The 17,706-nt window shown below is 59.8% G+C and carries 17 protein-coding genes and 1 pseudogene; 4 read left to right on the forward strand and 14 right to left on the reverse strand.

The annotated features are described in order from the left end of the window. Window positions 1–62: 62 nt before the first annotated feature. From ACF8MI_RS22030 to rpoE, 4 genes are all read right to left on the reverse strand, one after another. Window positions 63–1,466, reverse strand: coding sequence for a DegQ family serine endoprotease (locus ACF8MI_RS22030; RefSeq protein WP_374754785.1), 1,404 nt, complete (start codon window positions 1,464–1,466; stop codon window positions 63–65). 209 nt (window positions 1,467–1,675) lie between these two features. Beyond that, window positions 1,676–2,641: a MucB/RseB C-terminal domain-containing protein gene (locus tag ACF8MI_RS22035; protein WP_060497924.1), complete on the reverse strand. Its 966-nt coding sequence runs from the start codon at window positions 2,639–2,641 to the stop codon at window positions 1,676–1,678. 12 nt (window positions 2,642–2,653) lie between these two features. Beyond that, on the reverse strand, window positions 2,654–3,244 hold the full coding sequence (locus tag ACF8MI_RS22040; protein ID WP_003252050.1) for a sigma-E factor negative regulatory protein: 591 nt from the start codon (window positions 3,242–3,244) through the stop codon (window positions 2,654–2,656). A gap of 31 nt (window positions 3,245–3,275) precedes the next feature. Further along, entirely contained in the window at window positions 3,276–3,857 is a 582-nt protein-coding gene (gene rpoE / locus ACF8MI_RS22045) for an RNA polymerase sigma factor RpoE (protein WP_003252049.1), read from the reverse strand. Window positions 3,858–4,291: 434 nt separating this feature from the next. On the opposite strand from rpoE, the gene nadB reads away from it, so the two are divergent. Continuing rightward, on the forward strand, window positions 4,292–5,899 hold the full coding sequence (gene nadB, locus ACF8MI_RS22050; protein ID WP_392517814.1) for an L-aspartate oxidase: 1,608 nt from the start codon (window positions 4,292–4,294) through the stop codon (window positions 5,897–5,899). A gap of 614 nt (window positions 5,900–6,513) precedes the next feature. On the opposite strand, the gene ACF8MI_RS22055 is transcribed toward nadB, so the two are convergent. The 6 genes from ACF8MI_RS22055 to ACF8MI_RS22080 all read right to left on the reverse strand — a co-directional run bounded on the left by ACF8MI_RS22055 (window position 6,514) and on the right by ACF8MI_RS22080 (window position 12,210). Further along, window positions 6,514–7,569: a hypothetical protein gene (locus tag ACF8MI_RS22055; RefSeq protein WP_020301034.1), complete on the reverse strand. Its 1,056-nt coding sequence runs from the start codon at window positions 7,567–7,569 to the stop codon at window positions 6,514–6,516. A gap of 105 nt (window positions 7,570–7,674) precedes the next feature. Then, window positions 7,675–8,091 (reverse strand): hypothetical protein, encoded by a 417-nt coding sequence (locus tag ACF8MI_RS22060; RefSeq protein WP_020301033.1) that lies wholly within the window; start codon window positions 8,089–8,091, stop codon window positions 7,675–7,677. Window positions 8,092–8,278: 187 nt separating this feature from the next. Continuing rightward, on the reverse strand, window positions 8,279–8,578 hold the full coding sequence (locus ACF8MI_RS22065; protein ID WP_120247646.1) for a hypothetical protein: 300 nt from the start codon (window positions 8,576–8,578) through the stop codon (window positions 8,279–8,281). After that, window positions 8,575–9,324, reverse strand: coding sequence for a hypothetical protein (locus ACF8MI_RS22070; RefSeq protein ID WP_120247645.1), 750 nt, complete (start codon window positions 9,322–9,324; stop codon window positions 8,575–8,577). Before ACF8MI_RS22070 ends, ACF8MI_RS22065 begins: the two co-directional genes overlap by 4 nt. A 749-nt stretch (window positions 9,325–10,073) precedes the next feature. After that, window positions 10,074–10,688 (reverse strand): hypothetical protein, encoded by a 615-nt coding sequence (locus ACF8MI_RS22075; RefSeq protein WP_046784947.1) that lies wholly within the window; start codon window positions 10,686–10,688, stop codon window positions 10,074–10,076. Window positions 10,689–10,767: 79 nt separating this feature from the next. Next, window positions 10,768–12,210: a tyrosine-type recombinase/integrase gene (locus ACF8MI_RS22080; protein ID WP_392517818.1), complete on the reverse strand. Its 1,443-nt coding sequence runs from the start codon at window positions 12,208–12,210 to the stop codon at window positions 10,768–10,770. A gap of 43 nt (window positions 12,211–12,253) precedes the next feature. Here ACF8MI_RS22080 and ACF8MI_RS22085 point away from each other — a divergent pair. Beyond that, a pseudogene (locus ACF8MI_RS22085) lies at window positions 12,254–12,433 on the forward strand (L-aspartate oxidase); the annotation flags it as partial. 275 nt (window positions 12,434–12,708) lie between these two features. On the opposite strand, the gene ACF8MI_RS22090 reads toward ACF8MI_RS22085, so the two are convergent. Together ACF8MI_RS22090 and ACF8MI_RS22095 are read right to left on the reverse strand one after the other, a co-directional pair. Further along, entirely contained in the window at window positions 12,709–13,173 is a 465-nt protein-coding gene (locus ACF8MI_RS22090) for a protein YgfX (protein WP_060497926.1), read from the reverse strand. After that, window positions 13,157–13,411: a succinate dehydrogenase assembly factor 2 gene (locus ACF8MI_RS22095; RefSeq protein WP_003252043.1), complete on the reverse strand. Its 255-nt coding sequence runs from the start codon at window positions 13,409–13,411 to the stop codon at window positions 13,157–13,159. The genes ACF8MI_RS22090 and ACF8MI_RS22095 overlap by 17 nt, the downstream gene beginning before the upstream one ends. A 133-nt stretch (window positions 13,412–13,544) precedes the next feature. Here ACF8MI_RS22095 and ACF8MI_RS22100 point away from each other — a divergent pair, with 133 nt between their 5' ends. Then, entirely contained in the window at window positions 13,545–14,486 is a 942-nt protein-coding gene (locus ACF8MI_RS22100; RefSeq protein ID WP_060497927.1) for a folate-binding protein YgfZ, read from the forward strand. Between the two features lie 55 nt (window positions 14,487–14,541). Then, window positions 14,542–15,348, forward strand: a complete 807-nt coding sequence (locus tag ACF8MI_RS22105; protein ID WP_060497928.1) for an HDOD domain-containing protein — start codon at window positions 14,542–14,544, stop codon at window positions 15,346–15,348. 127 nt (window positions 15,349–15,475) lie between these two features. On the opposite strand, the gene ACF8MI_RS22110 is transcribed toward ACF8MI_RS22105, so the two are convergent. Next, the gene (locus ACF8MI_RS22110) at window positions 15,476–16,855 is read right to left on the reverse strand and encodes a sensor histidine kinase (protein WP_060497929.1); all 1,380 of its coding nucleotides are present in this window, start codon (window positions 16,853–16,855) and stop codon (window positions 15,476–15,478) included. Next, window positions 16,848–17,519 (reverse strand): response regulator, encoded by a 672-nt coding sequence (locus ACF8MI_RS22115; RefSeq protein ID WP_016713688.1) that lies wholly within the window; start codon window positions 17,517–17,519, stop codon window positions 16,848–16,850. Before ACF8MI_RS22115 ends, ACF8MI_RS22110 begins: the two co-directional genes overlap by 8 nt. Window positions 17,520–17,706 lie beyond the last annotated feature (187 nt).

Raw genomic sequence — 17,706 nt, forward strand, 5'->3', positions numbered from 1 at the left:
CCAATTGTGAATAATCATGAAAAAGGGCAGCCGTAGCTGCCCTTTCTCCCTTGCCAGGCCGCTTATTCAGCGAGCTTGAAGGTGATGAAGCTGGCACGGCCCTGACGCAGCACGCGCATCGACACCGAACGGTTCTTCGGCAGCTCCTTGGCGATTTCGGTGAACTCTTTGGCCGAACCGATGGCCTGGTTGTTCAGGTGGCTGATGACATCACCCGGACGCAGGCCGATCAGCGCTGCCGGGCCATCCTGCACTTCCTTGATGACCACACCGCCTTTGAGCTCCAGGGATTTCTTCTGCTCGGCGGTCAGGTCGGCGACCGACACACCCAGACGGTTACTGCTGCGCTCTGCACTGCCATCGGCACCGGTGCCGGTGCCGATGTCGGCATCATCGTCCGGCAGCGCGCCGACGCTGATGTCCAGGGTCTGGCGCTTGCCGTTGCGGATGATTTCCAGCTTGGCCTTCTCACCATCCTTGAGGCCGCCGACCAGGTGTGGCAGGTCGGCCGACATGACGATTGGCTGGCCGTTCATGCTCAGGATCACGTCGCCCACCTGCAGGCCGCCCTTGGCTGCCGGGCCGTTTTCCAGCACCTGGGCCACCAGGGCACCGGCCGGTTTGTCCAGGCCGAAGGATTCCGCCAGGTCCTTGTTGACCTCCTGGATGACCACGCCCAGCCAACCGCGGCTGACCTTGCCGTCTTTCTTCAGCTGGTTGGACACATCGATCGCCACATCGATCGGGATGGCGAACGACAGGCCCATGAAGCCACCGGAGCGGGTGAAGATCTGCGAGTTGATACCCACCACTTCGCCCTTCATGTTGAACAGCGGGCCGCCGGAGTTACCCGGGTTGATGGCCACGTCAGTCTGGATGAACGGTACATAGGTGTCGTTTGGCAAGGTACGGCCCTTGGCGCTGACGATACCTTTGGTCACCGAATGGTCGAAGCCGAACGGCGAACCGATGGCCAATACCCATTCGCCCACCTTGAGCTTCTCGGAGTCACCCAACTTGACCGTCGGCAGGTTCTTGCCTTCGACCTTGAGCAGGGCCACGTCGGTGCGCGGGTCGGTGCCGACCAGCTTGGCCTGCAGCTCGCTGCGGTCCGAAAGACGGACGATGATCTCGTCGGCATCGGCCACCACATGGTTGTTGGTCAGCACGTAGCCATCGCTGGAAATGATGAAGCCCGAGCCCAGCGACTGCGCCTCGCGCTGGCGGTCACCACGCGGCGAACGCGGCTGCTGCGGCATGTTGCGCTCGAAGAACTCGCGGAACATCGGCGGCAGGCCTTCCAGGTCCGGCATCTGCCCGGCGGCGACGCGGTTGGGCAGCTTCTGCTTGGTACTGATGTTGACCACGGCCGGCGAGGCCTGCTCGACCAGGGTGGTGAAGTCCGGCAGGGCTTCCTCGGCCTGGGCGGTGAGCACCTGGCCAAGCATCAGCACGGCGGCGAACATCGTTAGGTAGGATTTCAAGCGTGGTATTGACATACGGCTCCCGTCACAACGAGCGGTAGTTTAGAAAGACCCCTGCACAAAGCAGGAAAGGCCAGGCTCCTGAAAGCCTGACCTATAGAAAATTTGCCGATGGATTGCAAATGACAATGCTTTAATTTCATTTCAGCCGTATGTTCGCCTGCCTTCGCACGGCCCGCAAACGCGCGCCATCACTGGCGCGCCTGGGCATCCTGAGGGCGCATCGACAAAGCGACGCGTTCTGCCGTACCGAGCGGAATTTCGCCCACCACGGTCACCATCACCTTGCCCTTTGGCGTATTGAGGCGACGCGAAACAGCCGAAGTCGGGCCGAGCTGGGTGCGCATGTCGGTGCCGCCGTCATCGTTCACCGGTTCGAGGAACACGGAAAAACGTGCGAGGCCATCGTCATACATCAGGCTGCTGACCGAACTGTTGTGTTTGGAGTCGCGACGCACCGAGCTGTTGACCAGCTCGAACCCGGGCGGTAGCCAGTCCGAGCGCCAGCCAGCAACGCTGTCATTGCTGACGGGCGCGCCATGCTGCACAGGCTTGCAGGCAGCGCTGGGGCGCAAGTCATCGTCGCCAGGCGGCTCGTCGGTATCGAGGCGGGTCATCTGGAAGCGCTCCAGCAACTGCCCTTTGTCGTTGAGCATCAACGAGCGCAGTGGCAGGCCGGTATTACGGTCCAAGTGTAGTTCGAAGGCATAGCGGTGCTGGTCGCGGGGCGTGAGCGTCACGATCACGGCGTCGCGCCCGGCGACCCGTGACTTGCCCGCCACGCTCAAATCGTACCAGCCCATCAGTTTCAGCGGATCAAGCACACGCGGCGCGGTATCTGGCGGTGCCGCGACACTGCTGACCAAGGCCCCACTGACACACGCCACCCTCCCATCCACGCGCACGATTTCCTGGGCGGCACCATCGAGCTGCAGCAGCCGCTCGCTGACCTTGCCGTCCTCGACCCGGTGCCAGATATCGTGGGAAGAGAAGCTGCCGTTGCGTTCGTAGACGAAAGAGCCTTGATAGCTCTGCTTTTGCTCGGCCTGTGCCAGCTTGTTCAGCCACTCACTCGCCTGGGGCGAGGAGTTGGCCGCCAATGCTGGCACCATCATGAAGCTGCCAATCAGCAGCGACAGGAGAGGTAGCGCGCGCATGATCCTCCTTACTTAACGGTTTTCCAGGCTGGCGGCGCGGGCATAAGGCAATGCGGTTTCAGTGCCTTTGAGCGCAGATTCCTGGGCATGCTGACGCAGGTAGCCTGGCAAACGCTGATCCCAGCCGGCCTGGTTTTGCAGCACACCGTTGGCCATTGGCCCGGTCGGTTGCTCACTGCTCTCACTATAGCCTGCCAAAACGGCCGGGCCTTGTGCTTGTGGCACGCTCAGGCCTTGCTGGACAGGCTGCTGGGCTGCAAGCTCGGCACCGGTGATTTCGTCCTGGTTGTACATGCGTACACCGGCAAGCACCGCAACGGTGACCGAAGCCGCTACAGCCAGCCGACCAATGCTGCGCCACGGGCCTTTCTTGACCTTGGCCGGCACCGCTTCGTCAGCCAGCGCGGCAGACACCGCCGAGGCGATATCCAGGTTAGGCAGCAGCAGCTCCTTGTGCATGGCTGCACGGGCAACCTGGTAACGCGACCAGGTGGCACGGGTTTCGGCATCGTCGACGGCGTTCAACACCCGACGCAATTCCAGTTCGTCCGCTTCGTTATCCATCACCGCGGACAGCGATTCCTGCAAAGCTTCACGACTCATGGCGGTTCCTCTCTTGGCTGTCGCCGCTGTCTCAGGTTTCCTGCAACAACGGCTGCAGGGCTTTGTCTATGGCCTCCCGAGCGCGGAAGATTCGAGAGCGCACGGTACCCACCGGACATTGCATGACACTGGCAATGTCTTCGTAACTCAGTCCGTCGAACTCGCGCAGGGTCAGTGCCGTGCGCAGGTCTTCGGGCAGTTGCTGGATGGTGCGATGGACGGTGCCTTCGATTTCATCCCGCAACAACGAGCGCTCTGGGGACTCGAGATCCTTGAGGCCATGATCGCCGTCGTAAAACTCCGCATCCTCGGAGCTCACATCACTGTCTGGCGGCCGTCTTCCACGGGACACCAGATAATTCTTCGCCGTGTTGATGGCTATACGGTACAGCCAGGTATAAAACGCACTGTCACCGCGAAAATTGCCAAGCGCACGGTAGGCCTTGATAAAGGCTTCCTGCGCCACATCCTGGGCCTCGTGGGTATCGTGAACGAACCGCACGATCAACCCGAGAATCTTGTGCTGATACTTCAGCACCAACAGATCGAACGCTCGCCTGTCACCGCGCTGAACGCGCTCGACAAGCTGCTGATCCTCTTCCTGGGTTAGCATGAACACTCCTCGGTGAACTCGAAGGAGCGTTGCAACAGCCATCGTTCAGGCTTGCAACCATAGACTCGGGCTTTACGCAAAAGTTCTCCCCTCCAAGCAAGTTTCCTGCAGCCCTTGGTCGGCTTGCACGGAAGACGCGGCGCGGTCACGGCCGGCTACGTCGATAATCAGGTTTCGAATACGCAGAGACAGCCCGGACAGGCCTGCCACCCTGCGTCGCCGCGGCAAATTGTGGCGTGCGGGCAGCCTTCATAGGATTTCCGGCCATGTCGGAAAGTTCCCACAAAGGTTGCCGCAACCTGGCAAGTGGCATGGAAATTGGCCACCCCGGGCTGCTATAAAGGCATCCCGGCCAAGTTTAACGATAGTTTCACAATGCCATCTGCGCGTGACTATTGTGCCGCGCCCTTTCCAAAGATTACTAGTGTCCCGACATGAGCCAACAATTCAAACATGATGTCCTGGTGATCGGCAGCGGTGCCGCCGGTCTCAGCCTGGCACTTAACCTTCCCAGCCACGTGCGCATTGCCGTGCTCAGCAAGGGCGACCTGGCCAACGGCTCGACCTTCTGGGCCCAGGGCGGGGTCGCTGCGGTGCTCGACAACACCGATACCGTGCAGTCGCATGTCGAGGACACCCTCAATGCCGGCGGCGGCCTGTGCAACGAAGAGGCGGTGCGCTTTACCGTCGAGCACAGCCGGGAAGCCATTCAATGGCTGATCGAGCAAGGCGTGCCCTTTACCCGCGACGAGCACTACAGCGTTGATGACGGTGGTTTCGAGTTCCATCTCACCCGTGAGGGCGGCCATAGCCACCGGCGCATCATCCACGCCGCCGATGCGACCGGCGCGGCCATTTTCACGACGCTGCTGGAACAGGCTCGCCTGCGCCCGAACATCCAGCTGCTGGAGCAGCATGTAGCGGTCGACCTGATCACCGAACGCCGCCTGGGCCTGCCTGGCGAACGCTGCCTGGGCGCCTATGTGTTAAACCGCAATACCGGGGAGGTAGATACCTTCGGCGCACGCTTCACCGTGCTGGCCACCGGTGGCGCAGCCAAGGTCTATCTCTATACCAGCAACCCCGATGGCGCTTGCGGTGACGGTATCGCCATGGCCTGGCGGGCGGGTTGCCGGGTGGCCAACCTTGAGTTCAACCAGTTCCACCCGACCTGCCTGTACCACCCGCAGGCCAAGAGCTTCCTGGTCACCGAAGCCCTGCGCGGCGAAGGCGCGCTGCTGCGCCTGCCCAACGGCGAACGTTTCATGCCGCGCTTCGACCCACGCGAAGAACTGGCCCCGCGCGACATCGTGGCCCGCGCCATCGACCATGAGATGAAGCGCCTGGGCGTGGACTGCGTCTACCTGGACATCACCCACAAGCCGGCCGATTTCATCAAGAGCCACTTCCCCACCGTGTACGAGCGCTGCCTGGCGTTTGGCATCGACATCACCCGTCAGCCGATCCCGGTGGTGCCCGCAGCGCACTACACCTGCGGCGGGGTGATGGTCGACGACCGTGGCCACACCGACGTACCGGGCTTGTACGCGATTGGCGAAACCAGCTTCACCGGCCTGCACGGCGCCAACCGCATGGCCAGCAACTCTTTGCTGGAATGCTTCGTCTATGGCCGGGCCGCCGCTGCCGACATCCAGGCGAACCTTGAGGCAGTGGCCATGCCCAAGGCCCTGCCGGGCTGGGACGCCAGCCAGGTCACCGACTCGGACGAGGACGTGATCATCGCGCACAACTGGGACGAGCTGCGGCGTTTCATGTGGGACTATGTCGGCATCGTACGCACCAGCAAACGCCTGCAACGCGCGCAGCATCGCATTCGCCTGCTGCTGGATGAGATTGACGAGTTCTACAGCAACTATCGCGTAAGCAGAGACCTGATTGAATTGAGGAACCTTGCTCAAGTAGCGGAACTGATGATCAGGTCTGCCATGAAACGTAAGGAATCTCGGGGTCTGCACTACACGTTGGACTATCCAGAGCTGCTGCCAGAGGCGAAGGATACGATCCTTACACCCGACAAATGAGGCACGTTAGGAGCCATAGCGTAGCACCATGGGGCCCCAGTTTGTAACAGCTTTGGCGCACATTTGTCCCAACGCTGAGGTCCTTATCACCTGCCCGCAAGGGTCCTTATCGTGCGCCTGAGCGAGCATGCGAGGGCCTATGGGGGTAAGCGCGCAGGTTAGTAGTTACAGGTGGTCACTCAGATTTTTGTGCCAGATCCTCATGAGGTGCCCTTGAGGCACCCATACAGCCAGAAGGCCACATGAACACCAACGCAGGCCCGTAGGCCGCGCTAAACGTGTCCATGAAGTTGTCCTAAGAGTTAAGGGATCGGTGAACCGTCAGGTTTGTGAGACCGTATTGAGTGGCAATCTCAAGGATGCCCTCATAGGATTTAGGCCAGCCTCCACCACTTGAGTCGTTGGTGGCCCCTGACTGGAGCAGGGCAAAGCAAACGGCTGCATATGGGGTCAGGTGATCGACTTGTATCTTCGTAACCACCCGTTTGTCCTTGTAGGTATAACAGAGAGTAAAACTCATGGCTGGCCTTGCCGTAACATGGTCGATGCCCAAGCATAGCAACTAAACAGCTCGCCCATGAGGCCCATTACGGACCTCATGGATACAGCGGGTGTTACGGCTTGACGACCACACGGGTGATCAGCGGAAAGTCTACGGTCTCGACCTGAAGTTTCTCAGTAGGGTCCGCTGGGTTTGCCAGCTTCAGCTTGACCTTGGCCTGAGCCATTACGTCAGCGATACCGGTGATTTCGATGTCCCAGCCCTGTACCGAGGCGTTACGGCTGGCGAGGATTGACCACACATCACCGTCGTTACCTTCACGGAACGACAGGGAGGCGAAGCCTTTAGGGAGCATGAAGACGCCACGGTTGCCATCCGAATAGAACTGGGTACGGCAGCCCAACAGGTCCTCAATATCATCTACGCCTGCACGCTGGGCAGCACGCTCAAGGATTGCCTGTTCGGTCATGTGCATCAGCAGCACGAAGTCACTCAGGGAGTTGCCCACTGAGTGGTTGATGCTCAGTGTTAGTTGGTCAATCCAATCCTCAGCACGATCACGTGGTCCAGTGCCAGCAATGGTGACTTCCTTGACCTCGACACTTGGGGACTTCAGGAGAATGTCCACGATGGTAGAGCCGCACGCTTTCTCAAAGTCCTGCATGGCCTTATCCAGCATTTGGCCGATGGAGTTGCTGGTGAAACCTGCCACCACATGAGCATCTAACAGAGTCATACGGTGCGAGAAGAACGCGGCGGTATCAGTGGGCTCCGTAAAGATCACGTCACCGGCAACAGCTTCACCCTTTGTAATGGTCGAGGTGTCGTAGATCGACTTACGTGGGTCGAACTCGACGTTGCGGTCGACCATGTTGACCAGTTGCACAGGGGTCGGCTCAGTGCCCTTAGGTCGAAACTCACACGGGATAGCATCAACGGCGTTCTGGTGCCATTCGCCACCATTAAAGAAGTCGTCAAGGACCGCAACGATACCTTCAGCGGCGACGCTGCCGTCACTGCATGGGGCGCTTGTGGATGCCTGGGTGTTGAACTGAAGGTTACCACCATTGCCCCACACGGCCTGCTCATAGGCAGTCGGTGCGCTGTAACGGTCAGTGTTCTCGCGGTGGTCGGCGGATTTGAAAGCGTTCTGTTTACGAGTAGGCATGATTGAGTATCTCCTGAAAGTTTACTTGAAGGGGTTCAACGGGACGCCAACAAGAGCCAGCGCCACCGGAGGCAAGACGGTGTGAGTCAGTAGGTTGCCCGTGAGTCATTCCCACGAGGACCATGAGGACCGGCCATTAGCGGCACGGATAGCAGCACCACGTGCACGGTATTCAGCTTCGCGGGCCTCACGCTTGGCACGGCGACGGGCGACCTCAAGGGCCGTAGGGGTCGCATAGGAAGCAACGCGCTCAGCATGGGCACGAGACTCAGCTAACTGGCGCTCACGCTCGGCTGCTGAATGGGCCTCACGAGCACGAACTGCTCGGACCACAGCGGGGAACGCATCAGCGATCAGACCAGCGTCAAGGTATTGCTTAACGATGGCCTCACGGGCCGAATCATTCTTACCTGCACCAGCGATCAGCCCAGACAGCATCACGCCTTCAGCGAAGGTACGGGTCACGCTCTGGCCTTGGACTTCAACAGTTTCGGGCGTTACGTTTTGAATGTTCAATTGCATGGTAGGTGTCTCCTAAATTCGAGACATTGATTCATGGCCCTGCCGCATAGAGGCAACGTGACCAGATGGCAAGGAGTAGCCGCACGGACCTCTCAAGGACATGATCAATATCTTCTGGGTTTGGGTTGGTGCGATCACGGGTCTGTAACTTGGCGGGGTGTGATCTTGGTGCCGATAGCGGACGGCGTTACAATAGATGGATGATGCGTTGAGCTTTCCCTAAAGGGACCTTTAAGCGTGCACGGAGTACCCCGTCGATGTGGAGCGATGGTGACCCGATGATCGACTTAACGAAGGCGCTCAGACCGGGGTGATTGGCTTCGAGGTGGGCCAGTAGGGAATCCAAATGGACCCCGCATGATGACTCGCAATAGAAGCTGTTACGGGCACGTCGATCACGCCAGATGCCACGGAGGGTCAGCAACTTCACGCGGGACGCGGGGGTGACGCACAGGGCATTGAGCTGGTCGAGGAAGGAACTGCTCATAGCTGTGCCTCCTTGCATGCACGGCCCCAGCGATCCACACGGGATGCCTGAGTGGCCTTCTTAGCTTTGGCCTGAGCGGCCTTGGCTTCAGCTACGCCGACGTTGATGGTCTCAGTATTTGCACGCAACCAGTCAAGGCCACGGGGTTTGACCCTCCAGCCTTCACGGTTGCCGAAGTCCGATGAGATCGCCACAAAGGCGCCTGATGAGAAACCTTGCTGCTTCGGTCGGATCTGACCAGTACGGCTACCAAAATCGTCACAGACGTGAACGAACATCGGCCCCTTTGCGAGAAATTCAAGAGCAAGTCGAGGCTGTTGAATACCAGCCACACGGCAAGCCTCGGTCCATGTCAGACCCGCGCCGCGAGCCTTCATGTCGAGAGTCGTAGCCTTGGGCATGTTTGCGTCCAGAAGGGCATCTTTATGGCGCAGCTCACGGACGGCACTGTTACGCATGGCGATGAACGCACGAATGACCATCAGGTAAAAGTCGGTTGAAACCCACATGGCGTATGCAATTGCGCCCTCTTCTGTTGCAAGGGTCCCGTTACCGTGGGAGACATGCAAATTTGCATCTTTGATCAGGGCAGCTTGAACAGCATTACGCCACTGACCCGGTTCCCGAACATTCAGAGTCTTGGCGATCTCGTTGAGATTCCACATTCCATCTTCGTTCGGCTTGAAGGTCTGCCCCTCAATCACGATAGGCAGCAGATCAGTTTGGTTATTGGTGTTGGCCAGCATAGTAGTGGACTCCTTTTGAATGCCCCCTGAGTTCGCTCCCACAGGCCGACCGTCAAGGCCCCACTACGGGCATCGACTATGGCTCAAGAAGCATTCAGAAAGACTTGACGTTGATAAAAGCCCAGCGACGGGCGTAGAGGAATTCAGAGCGACCGATTAGCTTAGCGGTCTGTCCCTGTTCTTGTGAGGGTTTTTAATCTGGTCATACTGGAGCACCAACGAGCCGCTACGGTCACACTTCTACAACCACGACATCGAAGGTAGACCCAAGATCTTAATGATCGACCTTAAGGTAACTCTAAGAGCATTCTCTTTAAGTTTTTATTATTTATAGAACTAAACTAATAAAACTTAATCTTAGAGTCATCTTGTAGAGATCTTTAAGTTAAAAGGCCCCTTTATACTGTGCGATCAGAGATAGGAGGCCCAAACCTATCAAGGGTCTATTCACACGAAGTGCGCAGACAGAATCGCTACAGTGGACCTGATGCTGGCCCCGCAGATCCCGTTAGGGCTGCGCTTGGTGGTCGTGGTGTCTTGGACATTGGTCTACCTGAAAGAGGTAACGTTGATCACTGGACGTACACGCCTTGCCCGCAGAGGGCCACCTTTGAGGTGACCTTGCGGCATCTTGAAAGGAAAGCAACGCTGATTTAGCCTGTCCCTCTTTGGGTGAGGGTTTTTAAATCTTCGACGAACGTGTAGCTAACACGTCAGGACTCACAACCGCTCGCATGTCCTTATCGAACCTAACGGCTGGTCTTCCCTGAAGTGACATCAAGGTAGACCTTATTGTTGACTTTCATACCGCCGCAATAAGTGAAGTACACACCTTCGCCACGATTCGTTGAGGCCATCCAGCCACCAATTTCCTTGAAGTCATCCTCAGTACAAGTGCCGTCATCTATCAATGCCCGCGCTGCTTTAGCAAATGGGTCCTTATAAATCCTATAATCGTCTGAACCTTTTACGAGAGAGTAATCTCCACTTGCATCCTCTGAAGGGTCCTTAGGGCGATCTCGGCTAAAATCTTTGCTCTGAACCCATTCAGCAAACTTCCCGTCCTTGATGCCATTAACGGCCGTACAGGCTTTATTTCCAGACTTAATGTACTCGCTGACGCCGCCAGTACAGGATGCAGAATAGGTTTTAGTAATACGCACCCACTGACCTTTACGCTCTAAGATGTCAACGCCTTCCCTGAACATAAGTCGGCCTGCGACCCCACACTCTGTAGATGGGCAAGTGTGTCGATCAGTACGATCTGTGGTGACCCATAGTTTTTCCTGCCCCAGCGCATGAGCCGCAAAGACTTGAAGCACTGCACAAAGAGCGAGGCCACTGAAGAAACGTCCATTGTTCAATTGACAGCTCCGTTACTTAGTTAATGTTCCATGATGTCCGCATACTAAGCGCTCGTTGGCGACCAGCATAGATGCAGCCTTAGCTTACCAGCTTCAAAGCTTTCACCAGAGCGTCCGCCATACGGCCCACCTCAACGGCACTCCCAGCCCCGTACAGGTCATAACTGATAGACCCTGAAGCGTGACCCAAGATGGACTCAGCGGTTCCCACAGGCACCTCAGCGGCCTTCAAGGCACCGGCCAGTGAGTGACGCAATGAGTGGAAAGTCTGGGTCCGATCAGCGTTCAAGCTCAAGACATCCCGTAACGCACCATTAAGCAGGTTCGAGAACTGACCAGCGCCCAAGGTGAACAGCCGAGAGTCGGCCTTCCTGACAAACTCAAGGAACGCCTTAAGGTCGAAGCCATAGGCCCCGTCAGTCAGCGGTACGACACGTAGAGCATTCTTGGTCTTGGCTGTCTTGCCATCGTTCCTATTGATGTCGATGACCCACACAGTCCCGACCTGCTTAACGTCAGCCTTGGTCAACTGCCTGAGTTCCTCAATACGGGTCCCAGTGATCACTCCAAGGGACAACGCCCAGCGCTGCCAAGCGTCCACTGGAAGCGACTTAGCGTGAGCCATCAGGGCCTTTACCTGATCCTGAGAGAGCGCCTCACGGGAGCTGTCAGCTCCTTTAGTTGGCTTCAGGCCCTTATCGAAACTCTTATCGAGGTAGCCATTGTTCACAGCCCAATCCATGACCGTTGATAGCCGGGTCAGCAGCTTCTTAACTGTCGAAGGCTTACGGGCCTCAAGGAGCTTTTCCCTGAGGCCCTTCATGTCTTCCCGTGTGTGGCTCTTCATGTCCAAGTCACCAAGGACCGCACCGATGGCCTCACACGATGACTTCACGTCCCGCATGGTGCTGGCCTGAATGCTGTCCTTGCGTTCCTCCATGTAGAGCGCAGAGAGAGACTTAAAGGTCAGACCCGGAGAAGCATTTACAGATTGGGAGAGAAAGAGGGTTTCAGGCGTGCCACAAGGTTCATCGTTGAGGTCCTTAACGATCTCGACCAGCTTCCCTGAACGGCCCTGCATACGCTCCTGAGAGGCCTCAAGGATCTCAAGGGCCTTACTGACTGCCCGCTGCTGATTCACACTCAGAGGCAACGTTGCGGACGCCTTACGCAACGCCAAGTGATGCTCATCGTTGATCATCTCGTAAGCGACCAGTGAGCTGTCACCGTGTGCCATCGTCAAGTTGTACTCAGCGAAGTCAGTCAGGCGCGCGCGCAGTTCATCCCATGACGCCTCTGGGTTGTCCAAGTGGTAGGCCTTGAGGGTCGAAAGGATGTCGTCTGAGATGGTCATTGCGGTGGCCTTGTCGGTGGTCCTGAGTGACAGCGTGAAGAAGCCCTTAACGGTTCCTTGCGGGCGAAGGCGAAGGTAATAGCGACCAGACCGGCGATAGTGGTATGGCTTGGCGAGCGCAGTTTGTAACAGGTTTGTCCCACTTTGGGAGCGGTGGTTGACGGTCATCGGCTGAAACCCCTGTATCCATTGGGTTTAGCCTCACAGGGTCGAGTTCTACAGCAACTACAAGGTCAGCCGCGACCTGATCGAACTGCGCAACTTGGCGCAGGTGGCCGAGCTGATGATCCTGTCGGCCATGCAGCGCAAGGAAAGCCGTGGGCTGCACTACACCCTGGACTACCCGGGGATGCTGGACGAGGCCAAGGACACCATCCTCAGCCCGCTCTGAAATTTGCAGCATCTGTGAGACCGAGCGCCGCCCGGGCGGCGCATCGCGAGCTGCGCTCGCTCCTACGTCTGTTTCGGGCCAATTATTTCTGTCAGATTTGCGCGCGAACGCCTTGGCGCATGGCACAATATCGCGTCGTACAAACAAGGCGGTCGCGCGCGCCTGTCACAAGCATGACTGGCCCGAAACAAACGTAGGAGCGAGCGCAGCTCGCGATGCGCCGCGCGGGCGGCGCTCGATCTCACAGGCGCTGAACCTGCGACGGCGAACACCTATCAGCCCCGACTCGCCCCCACCTCAGCCCACCTGCGCCTGCTGAACTTCAACCTTACCCGCAAGCGCCGATGCTCATCCGCCCCCAACGCATCCCGCGCTATGCACTGGCTCTCCCCCAACCACCGCCCCACCCGCTCAAAGCGCAACACCACCAGCCCCGGCAGCGCCACGCTGTCCCGGCACAAGCGCACCGGCTGCCAGCCACGGGCACGGCTGAACACCTGCCAGCCGCGCACATCACGGCGCACGCCAACAACGGCATGCTCATGCGTCAACAGGATACGTCGGGGAATGGCCCAGCCAGCGTGGGCAATACAGGCAGCGACAACAGAGAGACTCAGCCACCCGGGCAGCGGGCTCGCCCACACGGCAAGCCACGCCAGTACCTGGCAACCCAGATAGGCCGCTAGCAGCAGGCGTGAGCCTTGCCAGCGGCACTCAAAGCACTCACTTGGGCTGGACACGGTCCAGAATGATGCGAACCATGCGCTGCAGCTCCGGGTCTTCAGACTCGGTGCGCTCCATGAACCAGCCGAACATGTCCTGATCCTCGCAGCTCAACAGACGCACGTACAGTTCGCGGTCGGTCTCGTTGAGGGTGGGGTAGACTTCCTGGGTGAAAGGCACCAGCAGCACGTCCAGTTCAAGCATGCCACGGCGGCTGTGCCAGAAAAGCCGGTTGAGTTCAGTTTGTTCGACCATGGGGCCCTCCTCGAATGGCCCGCCAGTATACAGCCAGGCACGCGAAGCGACACCGGGCGTTGGTCTAGTCACCTACCTATTTTGTTACCGGCGTTCTATGATGGCCGCCAGTCTTTAGCCACCGCGATGACCCATGGCCGATTCCGCTTTCTTCTGCCCCCTGTCCCACGAGGGCATCCTCGCCGTCCGCGGCTCCGATGCAGGCAAGTTCCTGCAAGGCCAGCTGACTTGCAACATCAACTACCTCAGCCAGGAACACGCCAGCCTCGGCGCCCGCTGCATGGTCAAGGGGCGCATGCAGTCCAGCTTCCGCATCCTGCCCGAAGGCAACGGCTACCTGCTGGCCATGGCCAGTGAACTGCTCGATGCGCAACTGGCCGACCTGAAGAAGTACGCCGTGTTCTCCAAGGCCACGCTGACCGACGAAAGCGCCGCCTGGGCACGCTTCGGCCTGCAAGGTGGTGACGCTGCGCTGCAGGCGCTGGGGCTCGACGTGCCCGCAGCTGCCGGCAGCACCGTGCGCCATGAGGGCCTGATTGCCATTGCCGTTTCTGCCGGCCGCGTAGAACTGTGGGTGCCGGCAGACAAGGCCGACACCGTGCACCAGGCGCTCGCCGGCGCCCTGCCCGAGGGCAACCTCAACGACTGGCTGCTTGGGCAGGTTCGCGCCGGTATCGGCCAGGTCATGGGGCCAACCCGTGAGCTGTTCATCCCGCAAATGATCAACCTGCAAGCCGTCGATGGTGTCAGCTTCAAGAAAGGCTGCTACACCGGCCAGGAAATCGTCGCCCGCATGCAGTACCTGGGCAAGCTCAAGCGTCGCCAGTACCGCCTGGCACTGGACCAGCAGGCCATTCCGGCCCCGGGTGCCGAGATATTCTCGCCCACCCATGGTTCGTCGGTCGGTGAAGTGGTCATTGCTGCTGGCAACGGTGCGGGCTGTGAACTGCTTGCGGTGCTCAGCGCCGAGGCAGTGGAAGACGACAACCTGCACCTGGGCAGCCTGGAAGGCCCGCGCCTACAAGTGCTGACCCTGCCTTACGAACTGGACCGCGACCGGGAAATCCAGCGCTGACCAGCCTGCCCCGCCCCTGTGGCGGGGCCGCACCACCACTGCGGTAGACACGCCCATGAACAAGCTGGCCGAGATGGTTCAAGCACAGTTGCTCAATGCCATCGAGAAGGATGACCTGGTCCTGCCGACCCTGCCCGAGGTTGCCTTGAGCATCCGCGAGGCAGCGGAAGACAGCGAGATCAGCGTAGCGGCCCTGAGCAAGGTGATCGGTCGCGATGCGGCCCTTTCTGCGCGCCTGATCAAGGTCGTCAACAGCCCGCTGCTGCGTGCAGCGGTCGAGGTCACCGACCTGCACACTGCCATCACGCGGCTGGGCATCAATTACAGCTGCAACCTGGCCATTGGTCTGGTGATCGAGCAGATTTTCCATGCCCGCGCGCCGGCCGTTGAACAAAAACTGCGCGATATCTGGGCCAACAGCCTGGAAGTTGCAGGTATCAGCTACGAAATCTGCAGGCGCTACACGCACCTCAAGCCCGACCAGGCGACCTTGGGTGGGCTGGTCAACCAGATTGGCGCACTGCCGGTGCTCATCTACGCCGAAGAGCACAACGAACTGCTGTCCGACCCGGTTTGCCTGCATTACGTGATCGAGCAGATCCAGCCGGTGCTGGGGGACAAGATCCTCAAGGCCTGGGAGTTTCCGGAGCAACTGGTCAACCTGCCCAGCCAGGTTCAGGACCTGGACCGGCAGACTGACAAGGTCGATTACATCGATATCGTGCAGATCGCCCGCTGCATCAGCCAGCGCGGGCGGCATCGGCCACTGGCTGCGCTGCCGGCGTACCGCCACCTGGGGCTGCCGTTTGGCACTGAACTGGAAGTGGATGAACTGCTCGAAGCGCGGAGCATGTTCCGCTGACTTGCTTCTGCCTGTGCCGGCCTCTTCGCGGGTAAAACCGCTCCTACAGGGACTGCGTCGCACCTGAGGCCTGCGCAGTACCTATGAGAGCGGTTTTACCCGCGAAGAGGCCGGTACAGACCACACATCAATCTGCGATAAAACTCACCCGCACCCGCAGCCCGCCGTTCTCGCCATCATGCAGGCTCACCTGCGCCAGGTGCGCCCGGCAGATTTCACCGACAATCGCCAGCCCAAGCCCGCTCCCTTGCGCACTGCGCCGGTAGAACCGCTCGAACACCCGCTCACGCTCAGCCTCGGGAATGCCCGGCCCGTCGTCTTCCACCTCCAGCACCGCTGGTGCCACCACCCGCAAGATCACATTGCCACCTTCTGGCGTGTGCGCCAGGGCATTGTCCACCAGGTTGCTCAACAGCTCGTTGAGCAGCGTCGGCTCGCCCTTCAGCCACACAGGCGCCTCGGCCTCCAGGGCCAGCGCAACGCCGCGCTTGTGTGCCAACGGGGCCATGGCCATGCCCAGCTCACGGGCCAGCTGGCTCAGGTCCAGGCGCTGCGCGCCGCCCTCGGCAATTGCCCGCGCTCCGTTCTCCACCCGTGCCAGCGATAGCAGCTGATTGGCCAAGTGGGTCAGCCTGTCGGTACCTTGGGCCGCAGATTCCAACGTTTGTCGCCACTCCTGTGGCTCTGACGAGCGCAACCCCAATTCGACCCGAGCCTTCAGCGCCGCCAGCGGCGTACGCAATTCATGGGCGGCATCGGCAATGAACTGCGCCTGGCGTTCGAACTGACCGCGCAGCCGCTCGGTAAAGTGGTTCAAGGCCCGCACCAGCGGGCCGAGCTCACGCTGCACCTGCACCACCGGCAAGGCCCGCAAGTCATCTGGCTGGCGCTCTTCCACCGCCGTGCGCAAGCGCTCCAGGGGCCGCAACGCCGCACTCACGGCAAACCACACCATCACCAACGCACCCAGCGCCAGCATACCCAGACGCAGCAGAGTGTCGGCCATCAGCCCACGGGCCATGCGCACCCGCGCCTCTTCCGTCTCGGCCACGCGGATTTCCGCCATGCCGTTCATGTTCGGCTCGGTCACTGCCTTCAGCAGGCTGACCACCCGCACGTCCTGGCCCAGGTAGGTGGCGTTGTAGAACCGAGCAAGCGCCGGGTAATCGTCAGTGCGCGGCGTACCGGGCGGCGGCGGCGGCAGGTTCTCGTAGCCGGAAATCAGCCGCTGCTTGATGTCCAGCACCTGGTAGTAGATGCGCCCGGCGCTGTCGTAGGCGAACGTGTCCAACGCCACGTAAGGCACATCCGCGCTCAGTGACCCGTCACGCTGCGACAGGCCAGCGGCAATGGTGCGCGCCGAGGCCAGCAGGGTGCGGTCGTAGGCGGTATCGGCGGCCTCACGGCCATTCCAGTAGGCGCTCAGGCCGCTGGCCAGCATCAGCACCACCAACAGCAGGGCCAGGTTGCCCAGCAGGCGCCCGCGCAAGCTGCCGTTGTCACGCATCGCGGTGCTCTAGCAGGTAACCCAGCCCACGGAAGGTGACAATGGCCACTGGGTGGCCGTCGAGCTTTTTGCGCAGCCGGTGGATATAGATTTCGATGGCATCCGGGCTGGCTTCTTCATCCAGGCCGAACACCTGGGCAGCCAGTTGCTCTTTGCTCATCACCCGACCAGGGCGTGCGATCAGCGCTTCCAGCACGCTTTGCTCGCGCGACGTCAGGGTCAGGTTGTCGTCGCCAAGGGCAAAGCGCCGGGTATCCAGGTCGTAGACCAGCGGCCCGCAACGTTGCTGGCGCTCGCCACCGAGCACACTGCGGCGCAGCAACGCCTTCACCCGCGCTTCCAGCTCGGTCAGCTCGAACGGTTTGGCCAGGTAGTCGTCTGCTCCCAGGTTCAGGCCATGAACCCGGTCCTTGACGTCGCTGCGCGCGGTCAGCATCAGCACCGGGACAGTCTTGCCACGGCCGCGCAGGCGCGCCAGCACCTCAAAACCATCCATGCGCGGCAAGCCGACATCCAGCACCGCCACGGCGTATTCCTCGCTGGCCAGGGCCAGGTCGGCAGCCACGCCGTCATGCAGCACATCCACGGTCAGGCCGTGGCTTTTCAAGGCCTGGGCCACGCTTTCGGCCAGTTGCAGATGGTCTTCGACCAGCAGCACACGCATCGGATTCTCCCTGCTCGGGTGGGGCGGTTGGCGCGGAGTGTACCGCTGTCGCCAAGCCTGTGAAGCCCCTCTTAACAAACCTTTCACGCTGAAAGGTTAGCGAAAGGTTCGTTACCTAGCATCGCACCACGGTCGCCCTTCGCGCCGAAAAAAGCACCAGCAAGGTGCAACGAATAAGAACAATAAA

The sequence above is a fragment of the Pseudomonas sp. yb_9 genome (assembly GCF_043103635.1).
GTDB classification, from domain to species: Bacteria; Pseudomonadota; Gammaproteobacteria; order Pseudomonadales; family Pseudomonadaceae; genus Aquipseudomonas; species Aquipseudomonas monteilii.